The 24,702-nt window shown below is 63.1% G+C and carries 23 protein-coding genes and 1 tRNA gene; 10 read left to right on the top strand and 14 right to left on the bottom strand.

Features of this window, described 5'->3' with window-relative positions; all coding sequences use genetic code 11:
- Positions 1-79: 79 nt before the first annotated feature.
- The gene (locus tag WJU21_RS18255; RefSeq protein ID WP_346324902.1) at positions 80-604 is read left to right on the top strand and encodes a GNAT family N-acetyltransferase; all 525 of its coding nucleotides are present in this window, start codon (positions 80-82) and stop codon (positions 602-604) included.
- A 95-nt stretch (positions 605-699) separates the two neighbouring features.
- Here the strand turns inward: WJU21_RS18255 and WJU21_RS18250 are convergent, their stop codons facing one another.
- Positions 700-987 (bottom strand): GFA family protein, encoded by a 288-nt coding sequence (locus tag WJU21_RS18250; RefSeq protein ID WP_346324978.1) that lies wholly within the window; start codon positions 985-987, stop codon positions 700-702.
- Between the two features lie 692 nt (positions 988-1,679).
- Here WJU21_RS18250 and WJU21_RS18245 point away from each other — a divergent pair.
- Both WJU21_RS18245 and WJU21_RS18240 read left to right on the top strand, forming a co-directional pair.
- Positions 1,680-2,852, top strand: coding sequence for an aminoglycoside phosphotransferase family protein (locus WJU21_RS18245; RefSeq protein ID WP_346324901.1), 1,173 nt, complete (start codon positions 1,680-1,682; stop codon positions 2,850-2,852).
- A 2-nt stretch (positions 2,853-2,854) separates the two neighbouring features.
- Positions 2,855-3,082 carry a hypothetical protein gene (locus tag WJU21_RS18240; RefSeq protein WP_346324900.1) on the top strand — a complete coding sequence of 76 codons (228 nt, stop codon included), beginning with the start codon at positions 2,855-2,857 and terminating at the stop codon, positions 3,080-3,082.
- 23 nt (positions 3,083-3,105) lie between these two features.
- Here the strand turns inward: WJU21_RS18240 and WJU21_RS18235 are convergent, their stop codons facing one another.
- Positions 3,106-3,690, bottom strand: a complete 585-nt coding sequence (locus tag WJU21_RS18235; RefSeq protein WP_346324899.1) for a GNAT family N-acetyltransferase — start codon at positions 3,688-3,690, stop codon at positions 3,106-3,108.
- Positions 3,691-3,986: 296 nt separating this feature from the next.
- Between WJU21_RS18235 and WJU21_RS18230 the strand changes: the two genes are divergently transcribed.
- The 7 genes from WJU21_RS18230 (at position 3,987) to WJU21_RS18200 (ending at position 10,830) form a co-directional block, all read left to right on the top strand.
- Positions 3,987-5,024, top strand: coding sequence for a rod shape-determining protein (locus WJU21_RS18230; RefSeq protein WP_346324898.1), 1,038 nt, complete (start codon positions 3,987-3,989; stop codon positions 5,022-5,024).
- A gap of 120 nt (positions 5,025-5,144) precedes the next feature.
- The gene (gene mreC / locus WJU21_RS18225) at positions 5,145-6,209 is read left to right on the top strand and encodes a rod shape-determining protein MreC (protein WP_346324897.1); all 1,065 of its coding nucleotides are present in this window, start codon (positions 5,145-5,147) and stop codon (positions 6,207-6,209) included.
- Positions 6,206-6,718 carry a rod shape-determining protein MreD gene (mreD, locus tag WJU21_RS18220; RefSeq protein WP_346324896.1) on the top strand — a complete coding sequence of 171 codons (513 nt, stop codon included), beginning with the start codon at positions 6,206-6,208 and terminating at the stop codon, positions 6,716-6,718. The genes mreC and mreD overlap by 4 nt, the downstream gene beginning before the upstream one ends.
- A 1-nt stretch (position 6,719) precedes the next feature.
- Positions 6,720-8,663, top strand: a complete 1,944-nt coding sequence (mrdA, locus tag WJU21_RS18215) for a penicillin-binding protein 2 (protein WP_346324895.1) — start codon at positions 6,720-6,722, stop codon at positions 8,661-8,663.
- Entirely contained in the window at positions 8,656-9,825 is a 1,170-nt protein-coding gene (rodA, locus tag WJU21_RS18210; RefSeq protein ID WP_346324894.1) for a rod shape-determining protein RodA, read from the top strand. Before mrdA ends, rodA begins: the two co-directional genes overlap by 8 nt.
- A gap of 72 nt (positions 9,826-9,897) precedes the next feature.
- Positions 9,898-9,973, top strand: a tRNA-Lys gene (locus WJU21_RS18205).
- Between the two features lie 347 nt (positions 9,974-10,320).
- The gene (locus WJU21_RS18200) at positions 10,321-10,830 is read left to right on the top strand and encodes a hypothetical protein (protein ID WP_346324893.1); all 510 of its coding nucleotides are present in this window, start codon (positions 10,321-10,323) and stop codon (positions 10,828-10,830) included.
- 257 nt (positions 10,831-11,087) lie between these two features.
- On the opposite strand, the gene WJU21_RS18195 is transcribed toward WJU21_RS18200, so the two are convergent.
- The 12 genes from WJU21_RS18195 to WJU21_RS18140 all read right to left on the bottom strand — a co-directional run bounded on the left by WJU21_RS18195 (position 11,088) and on the right by WJU21_RS18140 (position 24,390).
- A complete protein-coding gene (locus WJU21_RS18195; RefSeq protein ID WP_346324892.1) occupies positions 11,088-12,353 on the bottom strand; it encodes an acyl-CoA dehydrogenase family protein in 1,266 nt (421 codons plus the stop codon).
- A 307-nt stretch (positions 12,354-12,660) separates the two neighbouring features.
- Entirely contained in the window at positions 12,661-13,263 is a 603-nt protein-coding gene (locus WJU21_RS18190; RefSeq protein WP_346324891.1) for a PEP-CTERM sorting domain-containing protein, read from the bottom strand.
- A gap of 119 nt (positions 13,264-13,382) precedes the next feature.
- Complete coding sequence (locus WJU21_RS18185) at positions 13,383-13,733, bottom strand: TraR/DksA C4-type zinc finger protein (RefSeq protein WP_346324890.1); 351 nt, start codon at positions 13,731-13,733, stop codon at positions 13,383-13,385.
- A gap of 14 nt (positions 13,734-13,747) precedes the next feature.
- Positions 13,748-14,293, bottom strand: a complete 546-nt coding sequence (locus WJU21_RS18180; protein ID WP_346324889.1) for an NADPH-dependent FMN reductase — start codon at positions 14,291-14,293, stop codon at positions 13,748-13,750.
- Positions 14,294-14,498: 205 nt separating this feature from the next.
- Positions 14,499-14,879, bottom strand: a complete 381-nt coding sequence (locus WJU21_RS18175; protein WP_346324888.1) for a TadE/TadG family type IV pilus assembly protein — start codon at positions 14,877-14,879, stop codon at positions 14,499-14,501.
- A gap of 3 nt (positions 14,880-14,882) precedes the next feature.
- Positions 14,883-15,449 (bottom strand): TadE/TadG family type IV pilus assembly protein, encoded by a 567-nt coding sequence (locus WJU21_RS18170; protein ID WP_346324977.1) that lies wholly within the window; start codon positions 15,447-15,449, stop codon positions 14,883-14,885.
- 14 nt (positions 15,450-15,463) lie between these two features.
- Positions 15,464-16,717, bottom strand: a complete 1,254-nt coding sequence (locus WJU21_RS18165) for a pilus assembly protein TadG-related protein (RefSeq protein ID WP_346324887.1) — start codon at positions 16,715-16,717, stop codon at positions 15,464-15,466.
- 266 nt (positions 16,718-16,983) lie between these two features.
- Entirely contained in the window at positions 16,984-18,339 is a 1,356-nt protein-coding gene (locus WJU21_RS18160) for a pilus assembly protein TadG-related protein (RefSeq protein ID WP_346324886.1), read from the bottom strand.
- Between the two features lie 116 nt (positions 18,340-18,455).
- The gene (locus tag WJU21_RS18155) at positions 18,456-19,808 is read right to left on the bottom strand and encodes a pilus assembly protein TadG-related protein (protein ID WP_346324885.1); all 1,353 of its coding nucleotides are present in this window, start codon (positions 19,806-19,808) and stop codon (positions 18,456-18,458) included.
- A 276-nt stretch (positions 19,809-20,084) separates the two neighbouring features.
- Positions 20,085-21,158 (bottom strand): LLM class flavin-dependent oxidoreductase, encoded by a 1,074-nt coding sequence (locus tag WJU21_RS18150; RefSeq protein WP_346324884.1) that lies wholly within the window; start codon positions 21,156-21,158, stop codon positions 20,085-20,087.
- A gap of 108 nt (positions 21,159-21,266) precedes the next feature.
- Complete coding sequence (locus WJU21_RS18145) at positions 21,267-21,938, bottom strand: TetR family transcriptional regulator (RefSeq protein WP_346324883.1); 672 nt, start codon at positions 21,936-21,938, stop codon at positions 21,267-21,269.
- A 133-nt stretch (positions 21,939-22,071) separates the two neighbouring features.
- The gene (locus WJU21_RS18140; RefSeq protein WP_346324882.1) at positions 22,072-24,390 is read right to left on the bottom strand and encodes a TonB-dependent receptor; all 2,319 of its coding nucleotides are present in this window, start codon (positions 24,388-24,390) and stop codon (positions 22,072-22,074) included.
- Positions 24,391-24,702: the final 312 nt, after the last annotated feature.

The raw sequence follows: 24,702 nt of genomic DNA, 5'->3' as shown, positions 1-24,702 counted from the left end.
CACCAACCCCCGCTTGAAAAAGCGGGGGTTTTTGTTTTGATGTTTCGTAACGTGCCAAGCTATTTGCCGGGCGTCGGCCATGAAACAGCAAAAACTCGAAACTGACCGGCTCATTCTTCGCCGCTGGCGGCGCGAAGACCATGCGCCGTTCGCCGCCTTCTGTGCCGACCCCGACGTCATGGAATTTATCGGCAGCGGGGCAACGCTGACTCCTGAACAGGCGTCCGGCCTGATCACTTGTTTCGAGAAGGCATGGGACGAAAATGGCTATGGGCTCTTTGCCGCTGAACGCCGTGAGACAAACGAGTTCATCGGTTTTGCGGGCCTTGCTCGTCCAGGCTTCATGCCAGAGTTGCTTCCGTCCGTTGAAATCGGCTGGCGCCTGGGGAAGGCGCATTGGGGCAAGGGATACGCAACCGAGGCCGCGGCCGAAGCTCTCGCGTTCGGCATTCGCTGTGCTGCTGTTGAAGACATTGTCAGCATTTGTCAGGTCGGCAACGTTGCATCCACGCGGATCATGCAAAAGATTGGTCTCGAGTTCGATCAACGCAGCATTGATCCGACCTGCAACAGGGACGTCGTCGTCTATCGGCTGCCGAGATAGCCAGCGCTGACTGCAATTTGCGCATCGCGATGTATGCAACAGGTTGCAAGCTGTCTGACAGGTCAGGGCGGAAAGAGGAACGACTGGTCAGTATGTTAGCAGGTCAGAACCCAGTGATGTCGGTACTCGCTGTAAACGGATTGATCGGGCTCTGGGAATGTTGGGTCGGCGAACGCGCCAACTGCTACAGCAACTAGAGCAGGCATTCGGCTGGGCTTCCAGTAGACTGTCGAGCCGCAAGCAGGGCAGAAATAGAAGGAAACGTCGAAGCCAGTGTCGGATGAGCGTGTGTAGCACTGTGCCTTGCCCACTAAGTCTACATTCTCGACCGAGAAGAATGCAGCGATCCCATAGGTACTGCCTGTCCGCTTCTGACACTCCACGCAATGACACAAAGAAATCTTGATCGGCTCTCCTTCGCAGTGCGCATGGAGCTGTCCGCAGGCGCATGTTCCTATTCGACCCGAAGTGCTCAATGAACCTCCCCTGCCTTTGGTGGATGATGCGCAATTCTGTAAAGGACCGCAATGGACCCAGGCTGTGTGAAAACGCGTTCTCACACAGCCTGGGTCGGATGCAGTCTGACCGTTCGGGGTGAATAAAAGACATCTAATCGGCGTGCTGGACCGATTCCCTGTAGACCTCGAAACTGACGGTGGCGAGGTCTATGGAGCCAGTGGTTTCGAACGCGAAGCCTTCGAGCATGTGCAGCCTTCCGTCTTCCAGGAAGAGCACACAGCCTAGGCCATGTTCCAGACCGATAACGCGGGCGTGTGTCTCATTTCCCAGCACCCTCGGGCCGCTTACTGGGCGAGCATCTGGCGAAACGACCATAGTAGTGAAAAAGCCGCAACCGCTGTTCTCGCGTTCGATGACGGAGGCGACAGCCAGTTGCTGTTTAAGCGGCAACATGAGTTCCGGCGTCTCCGAGAAAATGGAGGCCAATGCCGCGAATTAGAGTTCCGTGAACGCCGTCATTCTTGCCTTTTACCACAATCAGGGCCGTTGGCGGACTCTAGGTGCGCCCTTCCCGAGACGTTGGTAGGCTTGAGCCAACGAAACGGGGTGCGGCGGAATGGAGCCACAGGCTTCGGCGAGGCAGCTTCGCACGCGGGCGCGGATCGCGGCGCATGCGCTGTGGGATCTGATGGTGCGGCCCGAGGCGGCGCCGGGCTCGGTGCCGTTTCATGCCGAGGCGATCACCGCGCCCTGGGTGACCGCGATGTTCGCGGACGCGGCGCCCGGCGCCCGGGCCGAGCAGGTACGGATCGTCGGCGGCGACGACGGCTCCAGCGTCCGGCGCGGCATCCGGGTGGACTGGAACGAAGCGGGCATCGCGGCATTGCTGCCGACGCGGCTGTTCGCCAAGTCGACGCCGACCCTGGCGACACGGCTTTCGGCGGGCATGGCCGCGCCGTCGGAAGGGCGGTTTCTCATGGAGGTCCGGCCGGCGCTCGACATCGAGGCGCCGGTCTGCCGCTATTCCGGGCGCGATGCGGATTCAGGCCGGTCGCTGCATCTGTTCGACGATCTCACGGTCACGCGGGACGCCAGCTTCTGCCAGGCCGATACAGTCATCGGCCGGGCGCAGGCCGAGGGCATGATCGACAGCCTTGCCGCGCTGCACGGGTCGCTGCGGCAGGCGGCGGCGACGGATGCGCTGGCGTGGCTCAACACCTATGAGGCATTTTTCGAGGCAGGGCGGCGCAGCGGCATCCAGGATGGGCATGAGCAGGCGCTGACCAAGGCCGCGCCGGTCATCCCGGCGCGGCTGATGGCGCGGCGCGGCGAGATCTGGCCCGCGGCGATGCGGGCGGCGGCCGCCCATGCGGATCAGCCGCGCACCGTGATCCATTCGGACGTGCATTTGGGCAACTGGTACGTGACCGGCGATGGCCGCATGGGGCTGAGCGACTGGGCGCGGGTGTGCCGGGGCCTGTGGGCGCGGGACGTGGCCTATATGCTGACGGCGGCGCTGTCGGTCGAGAACCGGCGGGCCTGGGAGCATGAGCTGCTCGGCCGCTATCTGCGGCGGGTGCTCGAGGGCTTCGGCATCGACATCGGCCGCGAGGATGCGATGCGCGCCTACCGCCAGCAGACCTTCACGGCGCTATTGATGTGGACTCCCACCCTGTGTCCGCCGCCCATGCTGCCCGACATGCAGCCCGAGCACATGTCGCTCGCCATGATTGAGCGCATCTGCGCGGCGATCGACGACCATCAGGCACTGGACAGTTTCGGAGGATGACGATGACGGACGTTGGCGGTATTGCCGATCTGGAGGCCTGGGGCCGCTCGGTTCTCGAGGAAGTGCTGTTCCGCGCCGGTCTTGCCCTGTCCAGCGCGGGCGGCGCCGCCCGCGCGGAAACGCATCTTGATTTCAGGGTGACAGCGACCGGGGCCGACCGTTCCCTGATCCTGGAGTTCGAGCGGGTTGGCGGCGCGCCGGAGCGGCTGCGCATCACCCTGGACACTTAATCAGATGCGCGGTTGCCGCACGCCTAACGCCGCCTGGCCAGCCACTCGTCGCGGGTGATCTCCCACAGTTCGGTGCGAAGCCGGCCCGAGACGTAATCGCGCTCGTCGACGGCGATGACCCGCATGCCGCCGCGCGCCGAGATGCGCCGTGACGGCGTGTTGGCTGCGGCCTTGGGAGCGCGCAGTACCGTATAGCCCAGGACATCGAACCAGAACTCGGTGACGGCCTCGCAGGCCTCGGTCATCAGGCCCCGGCCTTGCCATGCCGGATCCAGCCAGAAGCCTCGGTTTTCATCCGGCCTGGACATCAGGCTGATCATGCCGATCAGCCGGTCAGGCGCCGATTTGGGGCGGATGCTCCAGTGCCATTCGATCCCGCGCTCTATGGCCGGCAGCGCGCGGTCGCGGAAATAGGTCAGGGCCGCATCGGCAGGGTAGGGCCAAGGAATGTGGCTGGCCAGGTAGCGGACGATTTCCCATTGTGGGAAGACACGCTGGACCGCTGCTGCGTCCGCCATCTCGAGCGGGCGCAGGAAAAGTCTGGCGGTATCCAGTTGTGGTGTCGCAATAGACAGGCGGTGCACCTCCCGGCAGCCGCAGTCTAGCATGGCGCGCCACGCGGAGAAGCGTGCGGCAGCGCGGCTTTCCCTCTTGCTCCGGTCCCCTGAATTCGGTAAACCCCCGGCTGCGCTGGAAACGGACCCGTGGAGGGGTGGGTCCGTTTCACCTGACGGGGTGAGCATCCATACCTCTCCAGAGGCCGGATTTATCAAATCCCCTCTGAGGAAAATGGTGTAAAGTCTCGCAATCGAAGGCTGATTCGCCTGATGGCGACCCTCAAGGGCAAAACATCAACCCGCGAGTGATGGGGCAACTCCCGCAAAAGAACAAGGCATAGGTCTTAATGTTCTCACGTCTGCTTGGCCTGTTTTCAAACGACATGGCCATCGATCTCGGCACTGCAAACACCCTCGTCTATGTGAAGGGACGCGGCATCGTGCTCAATGAGCCGTCGGTGGTCGCCATCCTGGACCCCCACGGCCGCAAGCAGGTGCTGGCCGTCGGCAACGAGGCCAAGGCCATGCTGGGCCGGACGCCCGGCAACATTGCCGCCATCCGGCCGCTCCGCGACGGCGTCATCGCCGACTTCGAGGTCGCCGAGGAAATGATCAAGCATTTCATCCGCAAGGTGCATAACCACCGTTCCTTCGCCAGCCCGCAGGTGGTGATCTGCGTGCCGTCGGGTTCGACGCCGGTTGAGCGCCGCGCCATTCAGGAATCCGCCGAGGCCGCGGGCGCGCGCCGGGTTTTCCTGATCGAGGAACCCATGGCCGCCGCCATCGGCGCCGGGCTTCCGGTGACCGAGCCGACCGGGTCCATGGTCGTCGACATCGGTGGCGGCACCACCGAGGTGGCGGTGATCTCGCTGGGCGGCATCGTCTATGCGCGGTCGGTGCGCGTCGGCGGCGACAAGATGGACGAGGCGATCATCGCCTATATCCGCCGCAACCATAATCTGCTGATCGGCGAGGCCAGCGCCGAGCGGATCAAGAAGGAGATCGGCACAGCGCAGTCGCCGACCAATGGCATCGGCGCCGAGATCCAGCTCAAGGGCCGCGATCTCATGCACGGCGTGCCCAAGGAAATCATCATCAACCAGGTGCAGATCGCCGAAGCGCTGGCCGAGCCGGTGGCCGCCATCGTCGACGCGGTGAAGGTGGCGCTGGAGCACACGGCGCCGGAGCTTGCCGCCGACATCGTCGACCGGGGCATCGTGCTGACCGGCGGCGGCAGCCTGCTGGGCGAGATCGACCAGGTGATCCGTGATGCGACCGGCCTGCCGGTGACGCGCGCCGAGGACCCGCTGTCCTGCGTCGCGCTCGGCACGGGCAAGTCGCTCGAGGACAACCTGTTGCAAGCCGTCCTGCTCCGGGGTTATTAGGGAATCTAGCGGACGGCCACGGCGGCGCCAGGCGCCGCCTTCCGCGCGTTCAACTGGGAGATGCAGCCCGTGAGACGGTCAGGCGGCCGTACGGCGCGCACGACGAATCCGGAGCGCGGTTTGGCGCCGCGGCTTCCGTTTGCCATCTTCGTGGCGGTGTCGTTCGGGTTGCTGATCGTTTCCAAGGTTTATCCCACGCTCAATGAGCGGGTGCAGGGCGTGCTGATCGACGTCGCCGCGCCGGTGGTCGACGTGCTGGGCGAGCCGGTCACCGCCGTGCGCGGGCTTGGGGTGGCGCTCACGGACACGCTGAACGGCGCGGCCAAGGTCGAGGCGCTTCGAGAGGAGAACGAGCGCCTGAGGCGCTGGCGTAACGTCGCCATGCGGCTCGACGACGAGAACGCGCAGCTTCGCGCGCTGATGCGGGTGAGCGAGGATATCGACATCCCGGCCATTTCCGCCCGCGTTGTCAGTGACCCCGGCGGCCCGTTCGTGCGCGCCATCCTGCTCGATGCAGGCGTGGGCAAGGGCATCAGCAAGTTTCAGCCGGTGATGGACCAGTCGGGCGTGGTCGGCCGCATTGTCACCGTGGGGCGCCAATCGTCGCGGGCGCTGCTGCTGACCGACCTGAACAGCCGTATCCCTGTGTTCATCCGCCGCACCGGCGACCGGGCGATCCTGGTGGGCGACAACAGCGACAGGCCCAAGCTGGCCTATCTGCCGATGCAGTCGTCGGCCCGGGTCGGTGACGAGGTGTTCACCTCGGGTGACGGCGGTATCTTTCCGCCAAAGCTTGCCGTCGGCGTGGTCGATTTCGTCGAGGGGTCGACCGTCCGGGTGAATCTGACCGCCGATCTGTCGCGCCTTGATTACGTCAACGTCATGGCCTACGAACCGCTCGAGAAGCCAGAGCAGAGCCCGGTCGCGCAGCCGCTCGACGGCCTCCTGCCGGGGCCGGCGCTCGCGGCGGAGACCGGCGGCATCGAGCCACCGATGGGTATCGCGACAATGCCGGAGCCCGTGCTGCCCAGCCCGCCGCTGACCACGATACGGCGGGCGCCGGCGCCCTCCGGGGCGCCGCCGCCCGATGAAGGTGGCCCGGAACCGGCACTGGAGCCCGCCGATCCCGCGCCGGAAGAACCGCCTGGCGAGACGCCGCCACCAGCGGCAGGAGGCAATCGATGACCGCGACCCTGCAACGGGCAATCGTCGCCATCCGCACCGGCGTTCCCTTTGTTCTGGGGATGTTGCTGGCCGTGCTGTCCTTCGTGCCATATGGCTCGCCCGAGTTCAGTGTCATCATGCCGTCGCTGACCCTGCCGCTGGTCTATTACTGGACGCTGTACCGGCCGGAAGCCATGCCGCTGGCCGCCGCCTTCGCCATCGGCCTGTGGCAGGACATCCTGGTGGGCGGGCCGCTCGGTCTGATGGCGCTTCTGCTGGTGGTGACGCGGGGTGTGATCGAGAACCAGCGGCAGGTGTTGCTGACCCAGCCTTTCGCGGTTGGCTGGCTGGGCTTCGCGCTTATTTCGGCCGCGCTGACCATGCTCGCCTGGATGCTCGCCGGCCTGTGGTGGAACCATTGGTTCTCGGTATGGCCGTTCATCGCCCATTGGGGCCTGGGCACCGCTGCCTATGTGCCGCTGGCGATCGGTTTCCGTCAGGTCGACAAGCTGATGTACGAGCACGCCTGAGATGGACATCAAGGGCGAGCGCTACCGCAAACTCAGCCGCCGGGCCATGATCCTGGGCGGCGCGCAGGCGCTGGGCCTGCTGACCCTGGTCGGGCGGATGGTGCACCTGCAGATCGTCAACGCCGACCAGTACAAGCTGCTGGCCGAGGAAAACCGCGTCGACCTGCGGCTGATCAGTCCGCTGCGCGGCCGCATCCTGGACCGGCACGGCATGGAGATCGCCAACAACCAGCTCAACTACCGGGTCTCGGTCATTCCGGAACAGGCCGGCGACTTCGAGGCCACGCTGAGACAGCTTGCCGGCATCATTCCGCTGCCGCCGCAGAAGATCGAGGCGGTGATGCGCCTGGCGGCGCGGTCGCGCCGGTTTCTGCCGGTGACGGTGTCGGATAACCTGACCTGGGAGGAATTCGCCCTGGTGAACGGCATTGCCCCGGAACTGCCCGGCGTGCAGCCGGACGCGGGCCGCAGCCGGTTCTATCCCTATCCCGCCGAGTTCGCGCATCTGTCCGGCTATGTGGGGCAGATCACCGACAAGGAACTGGCGCGGTTGCCCGACGATCCGCTCTACATGCTGCCGGAGTTCCGCATCGGCAAGCGCGGGCTCGAGCGCCATCACGACAAGGTTCTTCGTGGCGTACCTGGCCTGCGGCGGGTCGAGGTGAATGCGCTGGGCCGGGAGGTCCGCGAATTGACCCGTGACGACGGCAAGGCCGGCCAGGATCTCGTCACCACGATCGACGCCGACCTGCAACGCTTTGCCATGCAGCGTCTGGCGGACCAGAGCGCCGCCGTCGTGGTGATGAACGTCCATTCCGGCGAAGTGGTGACCCTGGCGTCGGCGCCGGCCTTCGATCCCAACGACTTCAACTTCGGGATCAGGACCGATGTCTGGAAGGCGCTGCTGGCCGACGAGCGCAAGCCGCTGATGAACAAGACCGTGCAGGGACAATACCCGCCGGGGTCCACGTTCAAGCCCGTTGTCGCCATGGCGGCGCTGGAAGCGGGGCTGATCAATCCGCAGGATACCGTGTTCTGCCCGGGCTCCATGCGCTTCGGCGGACGCACGTTCCATTGCTGGAAGCGCGGCGGCCACGGTTCGGTGAACATGGTGAGCGCGCAGGAGCAGTCCTGCGATGTCTATTTCTACGAGTTGGCCCGGCGCATGGACGTGGACACCATCGCGCGCATGGCGCGGAGCTTCGGCCTCGGCGAAAGACTCGGCATCGAGATCGATGACGAGCAGGAAGGCCTCGTGCCGACCCGGGCCTGGAAGAGAACCCGCAAGCGCGACCGCAAGTGGCATGACGGCGAGACGCTGAGCGTGTCGATCGGTCAGGGCTATATGCTGGCCACGCCGCTGCAGCTTGCGGTGATGACGGCGCGGATCGCCAATGGCGGCTACGCGGTGACGCCGACCTTGCTCAGAAGCAACGCCAGGCCGGGGCGCGCGGCCGACAATTTCCCGCCCGTGGGCGTCACGCCGGAGGTGCTGAAGGTTGCCCAGGACGGCATGATCGCGGTGACCGAAGGCGGGCGCGGTACCGCCGGGCGATCGCGCATCCGCGACTGGCCCAGGGGACTCGCCGGCAAGACCGGTACATCGCAGGTTCGGGCGATCAGCGCCGCCATGCGTGCGGGCGGCGTGCCCAAGAACGAAAGCCGTCCGTGGGAGGAACGCGACCACGCGCTGTTCGTCGCCTGGGGGCCCATCGATGACCCGGCCTATGCGATCTCCATCATCGTCGAGCATGGCGGCGGCGGGTCCGCGGTGGCGGCGCCCATCGCCCGCGACATCATGCGCGAGGCATTCATTCGCGACCCCTGCGGCCTGACCGGCGGCCGGCCAATGCTGGCCGAGGCGGCATTGCACGAGCTGCGCACGGACGGCCACGGCCAACACGGTCACGGCGATCACGGCCATGGCGAGGATGACCATGGCTGACGCGCGCGCCGCCCGCGATCGCTACCGGTTGCTGGTGTCCAAGCTGATGGACCTGCACGGCAGCATGCTGATCGTCTTGCTGTGCATCGCCGGCATCGGCTTCGCCATGCTCTATTCGGTGTCCTCGGGCGATTTCGGCAAGCTGGCGGGACGCCAGATGGTGGTGTTCGCCGCAGGTTTTGCCTGCATGGTCGCGATCGCGCTGGTGCACATCAAATGGTGGTGGAAGTTGTCCTACGCAGTCTATGGCGTCGGTCTCCTCATGCTGATCGCGGTGGAGATCATCGGCGATATCGGCGGCGGGGCGCAGCGGTGGCTGGATCTTGGTTTCGTGCGCTTGCAGCCATCGGAGATCATGAAGATCGGCCTGGTGATGGCGTTGGCCCGCTACTATCACGGCCTGACCCTCGAGGAGGTCAGGAAGATGAAGTCGCTGATCACGCCGGCGCTGTTGATCGGCATGCCCTCGGTGCTCGTGGTGCTGCAGCCGGACCTGGGCACGATGATCCTGATCGCCGCCGCCGGCGCGACGCTGCTGTTCGTGGCGGGGGTGCCGCGAAAGGTCTTCTTCGTGGGCGCCGTCCTTGCGGTGGCGGCCGCCGTGGGCGGCTTCTATCAGCTTCACGATTACCAGCGAGACCGGGTGTTCACGTTCCTCGATCCGGACAGCGACCCGCTGGGCACCGGGTATCACATCCAGCAGTCGAAGATCGCGCTGGGGTCGGGCGGCGTGAGCGGCAAGGGGTTCATGCAGGGCACCCAGTCGCACCTGGATTTCCTGCCCGAAAAGCAGACCGATTTCATCTTCACCGCCCTTGCCGAGGAATTCGGCTTCGTTGGCGGCGTGACGCTGGTGACCCTCTATGCAGTCCTGATCGGCTACGGCTTCCTGATCGCCCTGTCGGCACGCAATCATTTCGCGCGGCTGATGGCGGTGGGCGTCACCACCACGTTTTTCCTCTATGCCTTCATCAACATCGCCATGGTCATGGGGCTTATTCCCGTGGTGGGCGTGCCGCTGCCGCTGGTGTCCTATGGCGGCTCGGCCATGATGACCCTGCTGATCGGCATGGGCCTGCTGATGAACGTCTATGTGCATCGGAACGTGGTTCTGTCGCGCCAGGGAACCACGCCGCTGGCACGGCAGGGAACGGTGCTGTGATCGTGCCGTCTTTTCTGCGTTTTCCTAGTCGACACGGCACAGTCATTTTTGTATAAGCCGCCTCCTTGGTGAGGGCATGTAGCTCAGGTGGTAGAGCAGCTGACTCTTAATCAGCGGGTCCAAGGTTCGAGTCCTTGCATGCCCACCAAGATTTCAGTCAGTCAGGCGCCGTGCCTTCTGATGCGGTTTTGTCTCGGTACCCACGAGATACCCACGCCGCAAACAATCCCCTCTCCATTCGCCTCCAGAAGGCAGGTTCCCAGCGTCTTCACGTCCCCACATCCGTGTGGAGGTATCGCGGGTGGGGCTTCAGCAAACCCAGGTCGATCCCCGCGAGCCGCGCCGCCGCCTGGTTGCGCCCGGTTGCCCGACCTTGACCGCCACGGCAATCCGGAACATGCCAACCCGATGTAGGTACGTCCGCCGTGGACGTTGGCCGCGGCACAAGGTCACCTGTCAGGCGTTACCCCACTTCAAATCACAGAGCAGACCGGAATGATGCGCAAGACGCCCATATCCAAGGATCGTGACCCCTACCACCGCCGGATGGCTCGCCTACAGGGCACGGAGGTTCAGCCGACCCTGGAGGAAGTCATCGACCGAGCCAAGGGATATGTCAGGGATGAGGTGTGGCTGCCCCCGGTGGCTCTCAAGGGCACCATCATGCGGCTGGTGGAGGCGCTGGAGGCGCGCCACGTTGCGCCGCCCGTTGCAGAGCGCACACCCGCACCCAAGCCTGCGAAGGCCTCCGATGCCCCCAAGGCGCCGAAGGTTGCCAGGGTCGCCAAGGTCGCAAAGGCGAACGACGCCACGGCCGCGCCGACGCCAACCCATCGTGGAACCGTGCATGGACTGAAGGGCCGCGAGGATTACGAGGCCACGATGACGCTATGCGAAGGGACCCACTGGCTCGACCAGCACGGCCGGCGGTTCAGCGCCAGTGATTACGGTTACGACGCCGACGAGACCTACCGGCTGGACCTGGACAGTCTGAAGGCGTTGTAGATGCTCCGGAGGCCTTGATCTGGGGCGCTCCGGTAACAGGTGTGTGTCTTCACACCTGTCTTGCGGGCGTCTTGGCTTGAGGTTTAGGTCTCATTTTCGTTCCTTCGTCACGGCGACGGGACCTAAATCCTCCTTGAATCGCACCCTCAAATCCGGGCCATAGCGCTGACGGGGAACACCGGCGGCGCTTTCCGGGAATTGCCGTTCGTACTATCGGCACGAACGGCAATTCCCAAATCGGATCAGCCAAATGTCCCCTAAACGCGAGTCCTGTTGGGAATATCGTAGAACTTTTGGAAATCAGCGGGATCGTGGTTGCGCAGTTCCATTTTCGCGATACCCGGCAAATGCACTTCACTGGGACCATCGGCAATGCTCAAGTGCATGCCCAGCCCAAGCAGGGAAGCCAGTGGAGTCTGGTTGGATACGCCCATGGCACCGTGCACGCGCAGGGCGCGCTCGGAAACATTCTGCAGCAGTTCGGTGCCGACGATCTTGAGCATGGCGATTTCCTTGCGGGCGCCTTTGACACCCTTTTCATCCAGCGCCTTGGCCGTGTGCATGCACAGGAGCCTGGCCTGGTCGATCTCGATCCTGGAGCGGCCGATATCGTTGGCCACACTGCCGTGTTCATGCAGGTGTTTGCCGAAGGCAACGCGTTCCTTGGCCCGGGACATCAGCAGGCCGAGGGCCACCTCGGCCATACCCACGCAACGCATGCCGTAGTGGATGCGGCCAGGCCCCATGCGCTTCTGCATGATTGCGAAGCCTTCGCCCGGTTCGCCCAGCAGGTTTTCAGCAGGCACGCGCACGTTTTCCAGAAGAATCTCGGGATGCCCGCCAATGTGATAGGCGTTCATCACTGTTGTATCCTGCAGGATCTGAACGCCGGGGGTATCCAGCGGAATAATGATGACGCCGTGCTGCTTGTGGCGGTTGGGATTTTCCGGGTTGGTCTTGCCCATCAGGATCATGAAGCGGCACTTCGGATGCATGGACAGGGAAATGAACCACTTGCGGCCATTCACCACGTACTCATCGCCATCGCGCACGATAGTGGTCTGGTAATTGGTGGCGTCGGACGAGGCTACCTCCGGTTCCGTGGCAGCGAAACAGGAATAGCAATCCCCTTCCAGCAGGGGCCGCAGCCACTTTTTCCGTTGCGCCTCGTTGGCCGCCGCGCCGAGCAACTCCATGTTGCCCGTGACGGGAGCATTACAGTTGAACACCTGAGAGGCCCAGGGAAGCTTGGCCATCTCTTCGGCAATGGGTGCGAACTCGAAATTAGTCAGCCCGGTGCCAGGTTCATCGTCCCGCAGGTGGGGAAAGAACAGGTTCCATAAACCCAGTTCCTTGGCCTGAGCGCGCAGGTCGTCGATAAAGGCCAACGCTTCAGGATCGTTGCGGCGATCGCTGTGGGCGATTTCCAGATAGCGCTTGTTCACCGGGTAGATATGGGTATCCATGAAATCTACCACTCTGGCTTTGAATTCCAAGCTTCTTGCACTCTGCGTAAATTCCATGGCGTGTCACTTCCTCGTTGGTATTGGCGCGGCAGGCGATCTTAGGGGCAAGGTGTCGACATATCTAGGGGCCGAGCCATCCACCCATGGCCGACATTGACCGTGTGGCCTTTATTGCCGGTGACGGGCGCGCGCCGTCCTATGCGACATATCGCATTGGCCGGGAATATGTCCGGCCAATGGCGGCGGCGGCGCATGTCATCGCCTGAGTGACATTACCTAGGGGGATGGGACATTCGGCCGGCCTCCAACAAGCGCGGCGCCGCGGTTGCGGACCGCTGGCGGCCGGGCCGTGAATAGCCTGGGGCTAAGGGCGCGTCCTGCGGCGCCAGCGTGCGCCGGCGATGCCCGCCACGCCAAGGCCAAGCAGGACGATGACGCCGGGTTCCGGCACGCTGCCTGCGGTTTCGGCGAGCACGGCATAGAAGTCCATGTGCGACACGCGGTGGATAGGCTCGGGCTCGATCGACAGCGCGTTGGTGTTCCAGCTTCCCAGCAGGGCGTAATCGACCACCTCATACAGACGGCTTATACCGGCGGTGGAAATCTCGACGAATGCGATCAGGAAATTGCTCGGACCGGGATCGAACGACCAGGTGCCACTGGTGCAACCGGTATCGATACACAGTCCGTCCAGACTATTCGCGAAATATGGACTGCCGCTGCCGGCCACTTCCTGAACCATATTATTGTTAACTCGTCCGACGAAATAGGCGTCGCCGGAGATCAGCGATTCGATATCGCTTTCGACCGTGGCCCGGTGCGGGCCGCCGTAAGGCGCCGAATAGGTCAGCCCGGTAAACTGGAGGCCGGGAATGGTCGGATCATAGAGCGCGCTGGCCGGCGCGGCGGCGGCAAGGAGCGCACCGATCCCGATGATCGCTGCCAGCAGATTGGCTTTGATGGTCATAGAAACATGCCCGCAATAATTACAGCCTGTAACCCCATGGCAATGATTAGCGCAATTTCCATAAAAATGAAAATATAATTGGCGCACGACTTCGTGAGCATGCGCCCGTGGTCAACGGGTTAACGCTTCCCGGTCTCCGAGACGCAGCCGATGCACAGGGCGGCGGCCAGGTCGGCGGCAAGCCGTTCCGCGGCGATTTCGTCGCCGCAACGAAGACAGTAGCCATATTCATCGGTATCGATCCGTGACAGCGCTGCCTCGATCCGGCGGATTTCATCGTCTCGCCGGCGTGCTGACGCCATGGCCATGGCCTGGCCCTGGAGCGCATCCATCCGCGAAAGCCGGCCTACCGACGCCTGGTCGAGTTCGACCGGCGCGCGGCTGTCGGCGGTGGCGCTGATGGAGTCGCGCAACTCGGCCAGTCGCTGGGCCAGCGTGTCGCGTGTTTCCTCGAGGCTGCGGTGTTCCATTTCACCTGTCCATGTCAGGCCTGGGCGAAAGTGGCGAACGCCGTCAGCTGTTTGGCGATGAAGTCGCGCGTGCCCTGGTCGATCAATTCGCCCGCCGGTTCATTGACCTTGTTGTGGACGGCGCCAACCATGACCTCCGGCACGTTGAATACCCGGGCGTCGAGGAACACCAGACTCTGGCGCAGATGATACTGCATCCGGGCGCCGCCCATGGCGCCGGGCGAGGCGCTCTGGATCAGCACCGGCTTGTGTTTGAACGGCTGCTCCGGCAGGCGCGACAACCAGTCGATCGCGTTCTTGAGCACGCCTGGGACCGAATAATTGTATTCGGGCGAGACGATGATGATCCCGTCGGCGGCGCGAATGGCGCCGGCCATGGCGGTTACGGCCTGGGGCCAGCCTTGCGCCTGCACATCGGCGTCATAGTGCGGCACCGCGCCGACGGATCCCAGCGCGGTGATGGTAACCCCCTCGGGCGCCAGTGCCGGCAGGGCGCCGGCGATGATGTTGTTGTAGGAGCCCTTGCGCAGGCTGCCCAGCAGGGTGACGAAATGTGGCATGAATCTTCCACCGGCCAGTCGTTGATGAGGGCTCCATCATCGGAGAGCGAGGCGGCAAGTTCCAAGAACTTTCGGGACGGCGGGGACAGCCTCTCGACGACCACCGGGACCACCATGGCCGAATTTGCCGGCCCTCGCGGCATCGGCGATACCGGCGGATCGCTGGTTCCGGCGGAGCAAAAGCGTTGGGCGCGCGGGCCGCGTGTCAGGGATAGCAGGCGGTTGCCGTCAACGGCACGCTGACCGTCTTGACAAAAAAGTTCATGGAGAACGTCGCCGATCCGCTCACCTGCTGGCCGCAGGTTGTGGACACCGCCGTGAAGGTGGGCGTCACGCCGTAGCCGGCGAACTGCGTCTGGGCATAGGCTTCGGTGGCGCCGGCGGAACTGCACACGGATGTCTGCACCTTGGCGCACCGCGCCGCCCGCTCCACGGCGAAATGCAGGCCGCCGGCGGTGAACAGAAGGAAGGCGGCGAAAAAGCCACCGATCAGCAGGGTCAGGAACATGGGCAGAACGAGCGCAAACTCGACGGCGGCCGCGCCGCTGCTGTCGGCAATGTCGGTATTTCGTCTGGTGGTTTTCATGGCTTACTGAAGGCGAACCAGCGCGGTCGCCGTGATGGGCGTCGTCATCAGGCTGCCGACTGTCGTGTTGCCGGGAAACAAGGGAGAGTAGGTGTAGGTCGTTTCGACCTTGATGTAGTCGCCGGGCTTCAGGCCGGGCATACCCGCACCGGAACAATCGGCGGGCTTGTTGGAATAGGAACTCATATATTGCAGGTTGTTCGACGAATTGATGCAGTAATACCCTTCCGCAGGCGAGCCGCTTTTCAGGGTGACGCTGGTTCCCAGCGCCGTGCTCTGGATGCCGCGCGTCACCGCCGCGTTCATGCCGGCGCACTTGCTTGTCGCGGGCAGCTTTTTGCTGTCGCAGGCCTCGTAGACGGCCTGGGCGCCCATCTGGGCGGCATTCTGGACCTGCATGCGCGTATAGGCGTAGATCGAGATGTCGGCAACGTTCATGACCGAATAGGCCATGAACAGGGTCGTCAATGCGACCTCGATGGTTGCGGCGCCGCGCCGATCGCGGCCAAACCGAAGCATCTGCCCGGCCCATGCCGTCATGCGGGTGTTCAAACGCAGGTCAACAAGCATCAAGCGCCATTCCTTCAGTTTACCAGTGCGGCGCGAGACAGGACTGTGTTGTAGGGCAGGTCGAGCCCTGCCAGGGAGCATTCGCCGTGTGCCAGGATCGCGCTGGTGCCGGCGAACAGCAGCGAGTCAACCACGAGGCCGAAGCAGGATGCACCATAACTGGCCTTGTTGACGATGCCCTTCAGCGTAACAGCGGCGTTTGGCAGGTAGGCCATGCCGGTGATCTTCCATGCGGGTGTGTTGCCGGCCTCGGAAATGTCCACCCCGCTGGTCAGATTGGGCGCCTGGTAGATGGCCATTCCCTTCCAGGCGCCGGTCGTCGGCGCCGCGAAGTCCAGCATGCCGTTGCCGATCGGGGCATGGGTATAGCTGCCGTTGTCGCCCGCGAACACAAGCGTCATTCCGGATCCGCTCGTCGCCTGCAGCGTGAATCCGTTGAGGTTCAGAGCGCCGTTGTAAATGATCAGCACGGCATTGGTGGGGGCGCTGACGGTCACATTGGCGAGCAGTTTCAGGTCGCCGCAAATGGCGACATTGCCGCTCAAGGTCTGGTTCGATGACCAGGTGACGCCAGCGGTCACTTGCGCGGCCGTGCAGGTGTTCGCGGGAATGTTGGCCGCGAGGCCCGAATAGGGGTCGGCGACGACCGGCATGTTCGAGTTCTGCTCGGCCCCGCACCCGCTGTTCGTCCCCGCCGCGTCGCCGATATCCACGTTCAGGTTATGGCCGTTACAGGTCGCATTGGTATTGGACATGATGTCGCAGCCCGGCATCGTGGCCTGCGGCGCGCCGTTGGTGCGGATGCCATTGGAGACCCCGCTTCCCGCCAGCGCCAGAATGCAATATTCCCGCGGCGTGGCGGCCTGCCTCGCCATGGCGGCCGAACTCAGGTTCTGCATCTTCTTGCCGTTGACCACCGTGCTGCCCTGAAAACCCACCATGGGGCTCAGGTAAAGGTCCGTGGGCTTGTCGATCGTCACCTGGTAGCAGTCGTTGCTGCCGGTGGGGCAGGTGGCGGTATTGGTGACGGCCACGGTCACGTTGTCGGCGCCGTGGATGTAGCCATACTGGGCGGTGACAGCCCGCGCTTCCGTCACATAATTGCTGCTGTTGTTGACGGCAGCGATCACCGCGGAATCCGCAGCATTCTGCATGCGCCACTTGTTCATGTACCACTGGCCGATTTCGAATGCGAGACCGAACGTGGCCAGCAGCACGGGCAGGGACAGGCCTACGATGATCGCGATATTGGCCCGGCGATCGCGCAAGAACGCGAGCCCGCCGCGGCGCCCGGAGGCGCCTTCGGCGTTTTGAATGTGAACCTTACTTGGGCGGACCATTTCCTGAACCTTTATCGCCAAGGCAGCGCTCTGGCATGATGACGGGTACATTAATACCTTGAATTCGAAGCAGTTGCATATTCATATTCCTGTGATGCCTAGAATGACATGATTTCGGGCAGTGCGAGGCGCGAAGATTGCATTGCTCCTAAGGCCTTATTAATAATCAATATTAATTTTGCCGCATTTTTTGGCTAATGGACCAATTTCCCTCTTCCAGGCACATGCCTGAATGGCAACTCGAGACCCGCGGCATCGCATGAGTTCAGGCTGAGGCCAGTGCCATTAACCCGGATGTTGTCGACAACCATGCCGAAACAGGAGGCTCCATTAGTGGCCGACTTGTTCACCGCCCCACTCAGCGTGACGCTGGCATGGGGCACATAGACCATGCCCGTCAGGTTCCATGTTGGCCGGTTGCCGGCTTCGGTGATGTCCACGCCGGAGGTCAGGTTGGGCGCCTGGTAGATGGCCATGCCCGACCAGTTGCCGCTGATTGGCGCGCTGAAATCCAACGTGCCGTCACCTGCCGGCGCATGGGCGTAGACACCATTGACGCCGGCGAAGACGATTGTCAGATAGCCGCTGACGGTTCGCAGCCGGAAGTTGCCGATGTCCAGCTTGCCGTTCCAGATGATCAACACACCGCCGTCGCCCGACGAGTTGGTGACATCGACATCGCCGGTCAGTTCGAGGTCGCCGCAGATGGATACGTTGCCGTTGACCACTTTCGCGCCCGACCATTGATTTGAAGGGGGAAGGTCCGGATCGCTCCTTCTGGCGGGGCTTTGCGGATAGATGCTGCCGCATGGGTCAGCCGGAATATGTGCCGCCAGCTGGTCGTAGGGGTCAATCACTTGCGTCTGGTTCGAGTTCTGTTCGATTCCGCAGCCATTGTTGTTGCCATGCGCGTCTCCCACGTCGGCCAGCGTGGTATGGCCGTTACAGGTAGCCGTGTTGTTCGACATGATGTTGCAGCCGGTCAGGTCGGCCTTGGGACAGCCGTTGCAGCGGAAGCCTTCGGTATTGCTGTGGCCCGGCAGTCCCGCCAGCGTAAGAATGCAATATTCCCGTTTTTCCAGGCTTTGTTCGGCAGTCGCGCCGCTGGACAGGGCAACCATATGGGTGCCGTTGATGGTGACGTTGCCCTGGTACCCGATCAGCTGCATGAGGTAGAGCGGCACCGGCTTGGTGATGGTGACCTGATAGCAGGTTCCGGCGCCGGAGGGGCAGGGCGTGCCGTCGGTGACGTCCACACTGACATGATCGATTCCATGGATGTAGCCGTACTGCGCCGCGACAGCCCTGGCTTCGATGTCGAAATTGGCGCCGCCGCTCATGGCGGCGGATACGGAAGCGGAATCGGCAGCGTTCTGCATGGCGCGCTGTGTCATGTACCACTGAGCGACCTCGAAGCTCAGTCCAAGGACAGACAGGAAAACGGGCAGGCACACGGCTGCGACAAGGGAAATATTACCGGAGCGGTCGCCAACAGCCGCATGCGACCGGCGTACGGCGCGGCGCAATGCCCGCAGCATCCAGCCCTTCATTCCGCCCAGCCCTGTTGTGGACACTCGATGAACAAAGTTTACTGGAATAAAGGCCAATTGTCACAGGCGGTCATTATGGCGCGAGTACGTGCACCTGCCATGGTGGGAGAGGCCGGTCAATGCACCAATTGGGCTCGGCCCGGCACTGTACTTGAGGGCAAGACCACGCCGGCCTGATCGCAGGCAGTGAGAATGAGGCCGGTGCCATTGATCCTGATATTGTCCACCACCATGCCGAAACAGGAGAGGCCGTTGGTGGCGGCCTTGTTGATCGCGCCACTGAAGGTGACGCTGGCGTTCGGCAGATAGACGATGCCGGTAATGTTCCAGGTCGGCGAATTGCCGGCATCGGAGATGTCCACGCCTGATGTCAGGTTTGGCGCCTGATAAATCGCCATCCCCTTCCAGACCCCGGTCCGCGGGGCGCTGAAATTCAATTCGCCGCCGCCGGTCGGCGCGTGGGTGGACGCGCCGTTGGTGCCGGCGAAGATGATCGTCAGGTAGCCCGCAGTGGTCTGCAGGGTATTGCCGTCGGTATCGAGCTGGCCATTCCAGATGATGAGGATGCCGCCGTCACCGGTTGTATTGCTGATGTTCACATTGCCTGAAAGCTGCAGGTCGCCGCAGATCGAGACGGTGCCGTTTACGGTCTTGTTGCCGCTCCAGACGTTGGAAGCGGGCAGCGGCACTTCAGGATCGCGTCCATGACGCGGGACGTAATAGTGATAGGTGCCGCCGCACGGATCGGCCGGAATATTGGAGGCCAGCACGGCATAGGGATCGGCGACCTGGGGCATGTTCGAATTGGGCTGGACGCCGCAATTGTTGTTGTTGCTGTGGGCGTCGCCGATATCGGCCAGGGTCGTGTGGCCGTTACAGGTGGCCGTATTGTTCGACATGATGTTGCAGCCGGTATAGTCAGCCATCGGGCAACCGTTGCAGCGAATGCCCTCGGTGCTGCTGTGCCCGGAGAGTCCCGCGAGCGTGAGCAGGCAATAAGGCCGCTCGACGGTGGCCTGGGTGGCGGTCGCGGCGCTGCCCACATTCTGCATGCGCGTGCCGTTGATGACCGATGTTCCCTGGAAGCCGACCATCTGGCTGAGATAGAGGGGAACGGGCTTGGAGATGGAGACCCGGTAGCAATTGTTGCCGCCGGCCGGACAGGGCGCTGTGTTGGTTACCGCGACGGTCACGTTGTCCACGCCGTTCACGTAGCCGTACTGAGCGGCAACCGCCCTCGCCTCGACATCGTAGTTTGCACCGCCATTCGTGGCCGCGGCGGTCACGGCGGAGTCGGCGGCATTCTGCATGCTGCGCTCGCCCATGTACCACTGAGTGATCTCGAAACCGAGCGCCATCGAGGCCAGGAGAACGGGAATGCATAGCGCGACGATGATCGCGATGTTTCCACTGCGGTCGCGAATTGCGGCGACAATATGTCTGCCGAGAGACAGGGATGTGTCATGCATAGTAGAGGCGACCCAATTGCCAGGCGATCGATGCATTTTTTCGCAATCTATCAGGCAGGCCCCGAAATGAAAATCTTATTCGATCAGCTAGGAATTGCTCAAAATGAGTAATCTATCCCATTCCGAGAGAGTGCCGGCAGCATGCGAGCCGGATGGCTGGAGGTCGCTGGAGTCGCCCGGGACCGGCTGCACATGAATTCTTGCCGCAGCGGGGCGCTGCGGATGCCGACATAGCGAGACCCGGTGTTGAATGGTCCGGGCGGGATTATGTCCGGGTTATGCCGCCTTGCGCCAGCCCTGTACTTCGGGCAGCACCTTCTCGGCGAACAGGCGCATGCTGCTTTCGGCGTTCTCGAGGCTCATGCCGCCATAGCTGACCTGCACGGTAAGGTCGAAATCGCCCAGCGACTTCTGGCGCTTCTCGAGCTTGTCGAGGATCTGCTGGGGGGTTCCCCAGGTATTGATGTCGACGAAGCCGTTGGCCGCGTCCTTCATGCCGGTGTCGCGCAGGATCTCGGCATTGGTGGCATAGTCGCCATAGCCCTTCATGTTCTTGAAGTGCTCGCCGGCCATATCGTAGTGCTCCATGACCGTGAGGTAATAATTGGCCATGTGTTCGCGGGCGAGTTCCTCGGCCCGGTCGCCGCTTTCGTCGCAGCACATGAAGTCGACGCATACCGGCGACGGCGCCGGGCGGCCGTGGAAGTCCTTGAACATGGTGCGGTAGGTGTCGAAATGCCCGGCCATCTCTTCCCACGGCTTCTGGGCAAAGCTCATCATCTTGCCGCCGAGGCGCGCGCAGACCGGCACCGAGTCCGACGACATGGCGACGCAGTAGAAGCGGTCGTTGAAGGTGGCGTAGGGGCGGGGGCGCACTTCGGTGGCCATGTGCTTGTAATAGGGGCCATTGCCCTCGACGATGCCGCTCTCCAGGCCGCGCAGGATCAATTCGGCGGCTTCGTCGAAGCGGTCGCGCGCCTCGTTCATGGAAACGCCGAAACGGTCGTATTCGCGCTTGGCGAGGCCGCGGCCGATACCGAACAGCGCACGGCCGTTGCTGAGGTGATCGAGCATGATCATCTTCTCGACGACCCGCAGCGGATTGTTCCAGGGCAGGATTACCGCGCCGGTCAGCAGCCCGATGCGGCTGGTTTTCGCCGCCATGTAGCTGAGAAACTGCATGTTGTCGGGCGACATGGCGTAGTTGAAGAAGTGATGCTCGACCGCGCCCAGCGTGTCGAAACCGAGCGGCTCGGCCAGCTCGGCCAGATGGACATCGCGTTGATAGACCTCATGGTCCGTCGTCCGGTCCATGAAGTTCTGGAAGACCATCAGCAGGCCAACTTCCATCTTCCGCTCCTGATTCCCGTTTCAATCGCCCTTCCCCAAGGGCGTTTCAGCCGATAACGCTAAAACACTTGTTCCGAACTAGCAAGTGAACAAATGCGGCGTTCCGGCCTAGCGCGGCGCGCGGCGCCGTTCGGTGATCAGTGCCAGCACGCCATGTTTATATTCGCTGAAGGCCACGGGAATGTCGATGGCTTCGGGCTTCACCAGCCACTGGTAAATGGTGCCGAAGATGAACGAGCAGAACTGTATGGAGAGCCTCTCGGCGTCGATATAGGGACGGATGAAGCCTTCGGCGATGCCTTCGCGGACCCAGCGGACGATGTCGGCCCGGTAGGCTTCGTGCTGCTCGGCAAGCCGTTCGCGCACCTCGCTGTGACTGGTGATCGATTCGTACCAGAGGATGTACATGGCTTTCATGTAGTCGGGCTGCTCGAGCAGGAAGTCCTCGACCGCGTCGAGCGCGGCGATGAACGCCGCCAGACCGGTGCGGCCGCCGACGAAGCGGTCCAGTTCCTCGACCCATTTGTGGTTGAAGAACGTTACCAGGTTACCGAACAGCGCTTCCTTGGAGCCGAACCGGTAGCTGGCCAGTCCGCGGCTGTAGCCCGCCAGTTCGCCGACGTCCTTCAGGGTGGTGTTGTGGGTGCCGTGATGGCCGATCAGCTTCATGGCGGCGTCATACATGCGCTGGTCCGACAGCGCGGTGCGTTCGGCCTGGGTCATGCGCTTGCGCGGCGCGAGGCTGCCTTGCCCGCCATCGGGCTTTTCAGGTTTGGTCATCCGGTGGAGTGCCTAATGGAACGGGCGGTTTGGCCGCGGATCATGGCGACCGTTATACGTGACGTCGCGTGGGTGGGCCAGCCTGCGGCGAAAAATACACCCGCCGACTGGCCCAGGCGCCCACGCAGCGCCTTCAGAAGTCCTGCACGATGCGGATGCCATAGGTTCGCGGCGGCCGAGGTGCGCAATAGGTCCACAGGCCGCCCGCCGGCACGCCGGCCCGTGTGTAGCCGACACCGACGTCGTAACATTGGGACCATTCGTCTTCCTTGGTCAGATTGCGGCCCCACAGGCTGAAGGTGGTGTTGTGCCACTGCCAGTTGATCGATGCGTCGACCACGTTCTGCGCCCGGACATGAGACTGAGGCGAATTGTCGAAGGTCAGCTCGTAGGGTGCGACGAGGTGCCAATCGGCGGTGACCCATGCGGTGCCGTTGAACAGCGGCCATTCATAGGTAAAGCCCAGCGTGGCGGTATAGTCGGGCGCCCGGCGCAGCTTGCGGTTGGAAAAGTCGGCATTGTCGAACTCGGGCGTGTTCAGAATGAAGTTCTTGTACTTGGCGTCCAGCAGGCCAAGGGACGCCCGGAGCGTCAGTCCGTCGACGGGGATCGCCATCGCATCGATCTCGAAGCCCTTGATCACGGCGCTGGCGGTGTTCAGCACCAGCGATTGCTGGCCGGTACCGCCAGGCACCGAGACGCTGAATTCCTCCTGCTTGTCCTTGTACTTCATGTAGTAGGCCGCGCCATTGATGCGCAGCCGGTTTTCGAACCACTCGGTCTTCCAGCCCAGTTCGAAATTGTTCACCTTCTCGGGATCGTAGGGGGTGACCGCCGCCACCACCGTCGACGGCCGGCCGATGAAACCGCCGGCCCTGAAGCCCGCCGAATAGAGGGCGTAGACCATGGCGTCCTCGCTGAAGCTCCAGGACAGGCTGGCCTTGGGGGTGAAGCGCTTCCAGCTGTCGCGGACCGGATCGTCCAGGTTGTCGAAGGTCGCGTCGTCGGCGAGACCGCCGGTGACGCCTTGGGACTTCTTGTCCCGCGTATAGCGGCCGCCGACGGTGAGCTTCAGGGCGTCGGTGATGGCGTAATCGGCCTCGAAGAAGATCGCCGCAGATTTGGTGGTCTGCCCGACGGTCTGGAATATGTCGAGCGTGGTGCCGAGCGGAATGCCGATGGCGGTGAGGTCGACGAAGCTGACCAGGCTTTCCAGGTCGATCCGGTATCTGGAATCCCACAAATAGCCGCCGACGACGACGTTGAAGGGGCCGTCGAAGGAACTCGTCAGCCGCAACTCGTGACTGGACTGACTGTACCGGGCGGGACGGTTGGTGTGATAGAGCGTGTCGCTGGTGCCGTCCCAGTCCTGGTAGACCTCCTCATTGGTCCGGAAGTTGCCGAAGACATAATCGAGTCTCAGGCTTTCGGTGATATCCCAGCCGGCATTGACGGTGTGGGTGTCGCTGTTGAAAAAGCCCTTGGCCGGCGCGCCGTCGTTCTGGACCAGGTAGCGGCCGCCGGATTCCGGTACGCGTTCGCTGACGGCGCAGTGGTTGTCGAATGGAAAGCCCGCATCGTTGAGGCTGCACCACAGCTGGCCGGGCTGTGCCATGTTCAGAACGGTGTTCGCATCCTCGTCCTGCCACTGCTTGTCGAAACGGTAGTAAATCTCCAGCCCTTCGACCGGCACGAGCAGGGCGCTGAGGTTGATGGCCCGGTAGTCCTGCTTGCCGACGTTCACGTCCTTGTCGATGTGGTGGAAGTAGCCGTCGCGCTCGCGCTTGGCCCCGCCGATCTTGATCGCCAGCTTGTCCTGGATGATCGGGACGTTGACGTAACCGTCGAGCTGGATGTCGTCGTAATTACCGTAGCCGGCGCGAATCCGGCCGCCGAACTCGAAGGCCGGTTTTGTTCGCGTGACATTGATGACGCCGGCGATGGAATTGCGGCCGAACAGCGTGCCCTGCGGGCCGCGCAGAATTTCCACCGTTTCGAGGTCGAGCGCCTTGAGCATGGCGCCCGAATTGGCGCCGATGAACACGCCGTCGAGCACGACGCCCACTGTGGGATCGAAACTCTTCTCGACATCGCTGGTGCCGATGCCGCGGATCGAGATGGCGGCCGGGCTGCCGGGACCCTGCTGCAGGTCGTCGATAATGACGTTTGGCGCCGCATTGGCGAAGTCGCGCAGGTCGACATCGAACCGGCGGTCCAGTTCGGTGGGGCTGAGCGCGCTGACCGAGGTGCTGACGTCCTGCAGATCCTCGGTGCGCTTGCGGGCCGACACGGTGACCTGTTCTAGGCTCGCGCTATGTACCGCGGCCGGAGGCGGCGTGGGCACGGCGTCCGGTTGCGCGTGGGCCGGCAGGGCAACGGAAGCCGCCAGCACAACCGCCCACAAGGCGGGCCTGAACGTGAGATAGACGGAAAAAGGGTGGGCGCGGTTCATGGCGGATCTCCCCAAGACATGAGCTTCCCGTCATCGGCAAAGCAGCTTTGCCGATGGGTCCTTGTTCGTTGGCGGCGACTTGCGATGGGCCTTCGGGTCAACGCGACCAGAAAATTGAGCCGCCGTTCGCTTCAGACTTGTCCCGTTTCGCGCGGCTCGTTGTGGCTTACAGCGCCTTTACCGGCCTTGCGTGCGGAAATGGTAATATCCTTGTTGTCGACTAGCAAGTATGATTTCATTCGCTGGAGCCGGGGAATTCCGCCGTTTCGCCTTGCTTGCAGGCGGGTGGCGTGGCCTCCTTGGCGCGGGGAG

The sequence above is a fragment of the Emcibacter sp. SYSU 3D8 genome (assembly GCF_039655875.1).
Classification (GTDB): Bacteria; Pseudomonadota; Alphaproteobacteria; order SMXS01; family SMXS01; genus RI-34.
The sequence above is the reverse complement of the archived record's forward strand: the minus strand, read 5'-3'. Positions and strand labels throughout refer to the sequence as shown.

Bases quoted from the DNA above. Each gene is read 5' to 3' on its own strand.
- WJU21_RS18140 (WP_346324882.1), bottom strand. From the start codon at position 24,390: ATGAACCGCGCCCACCCTTTTTCCGTCTATCTCACGTTCAGGCCCGCC.
- WJU21_RS18235 (WP_346324899.1), bottom strand. From the start codon at position 3,690: ATGCTAGACTGCGGCTGCCGGGAGGTGCACCGCCTGTCTATTGCGACA.
- WJU21_RS18255 (WP_346324902.1), top strand. From the start codon at position 80: ATGAAACAGCAAAAACTCGAAACTGACCGGCTCATTCTTCGCCGCTGG.
- WJU21_RS18170 (WP_346324977.1), bottom strand. From the start codon at position 15,449: ATGCTTGTTGACCTGCGTTTGAACACCCGCATGACGGCATGGGCCGGG.
- mrdA (WP_346324895.1), top strand. From the start codon at position 6,720: ATGGACATCAAGGGCGAGCGCTACCGCAAACTCAGCCGCCGGGCCATG.
- rodA (WP_346324894.1), top strand. From the start codon at position 8,656: ATGGCTGACGCGCGCGCCGCCCGCGATCGCTACCGGTTGCTGGTGTCC.
- WJU21_RS18245 (WP_346324901.1), top strand. From the start codon at position 1,680: ATGGAGCCACAGGCTTCGGCGAGGCAGCTTCGCACGCGGGCGCGGATC.
- WJU21_RS18150 (WP_346324884.1), bottom strand. From the start codon at position 21,158: ATGGAAGTTGGCCTGCTGATGGTCTTCCAGAACTTCATGGACCGGACG.
- WJU21_RS18240 (WP_346324900.1), top strand. From the start codon at position 2,855: ATGACGGACGTTGGCGGTATTGCCGATCTGGAGGCCTGGGGCCGCTCG.
- WJU21_RS18230 (WP_346324898.1), top strand. From the start codon at position 3,987: ATGTTCTCACGTCTGCTTGGCCTGTTTTCAAACGACATGGCCATCGAT.
- WJU21_RS18200 (WP_346324893.1), top strand. From the start codon at position 10,321: ATGATGCGCAAGACGCCCATATCCAAGGATCGTGACCCCTACCACCGC.
- WJU21_RS18180 (WP_346324889.1), bottom strand. From the start codon at position 14,293: ATGCCACATTTCGTCACCCTGCTGGGCAGCCTGCGCAAGGGCTCCTAC.
- mreD (WP_346324896.1), top strand. From the start codon at position 6,206: ATGACCGCGACCCTGCAACGGGCAATCGTCGCCATCCGCACCGGCGTT.
- WJU21_RS18145 (WP_346324883.1), bottom strand. From the start codon at position 21,938: ATGACCAAACCTGAAAAGCCCGATGGCGGGCAAGGCAGCCTCGCGCCG.
- WJU21_RS18185 (WP_346324890.1), bottom strand. From the start codon at position 13,733: ATGGAACACCGCAGCCTCGAGGAAACACGCGACACGCTGGCCCAGCGA.
- WJU21_RS18155 (WP_346324885.1), bottom strand. From the start codon at position 19,808: ATGCATGACACATCCCTGTCTCTCGGCAGACATATTGTCGCCGCAATT.
- WJU21_RS18160 (WP_346324886.1), bottom strand. From the start codon at position 18,339: ATGAAGGGCTGGATGCTGCGGGCATTGCGCCGCGCCGTACGCCGGTCG.
- WJU21_RS18195 (WP_346324892.1), bottom strand. From the start codon at position 12,353: ATGGAATTTACGCAGAGTGCAAGAAGCTTGGAATTCAAAGCCAGAGTG.
- WJU21_RS18175 (WP_346324888.1), bottom strand. From the start codon at position 14,879: ATGAAAACCACCAGACGAAATACCGACATTGCCGACAGCAGCGGCGCG.
- WJU21_RS18190 (WP_346324891.1), bottom strand. From the start codon at position 13,263: ATGACCATCAAAGCCAATCTGCTGGCAGCGATCATCGGGATCGGTGCG.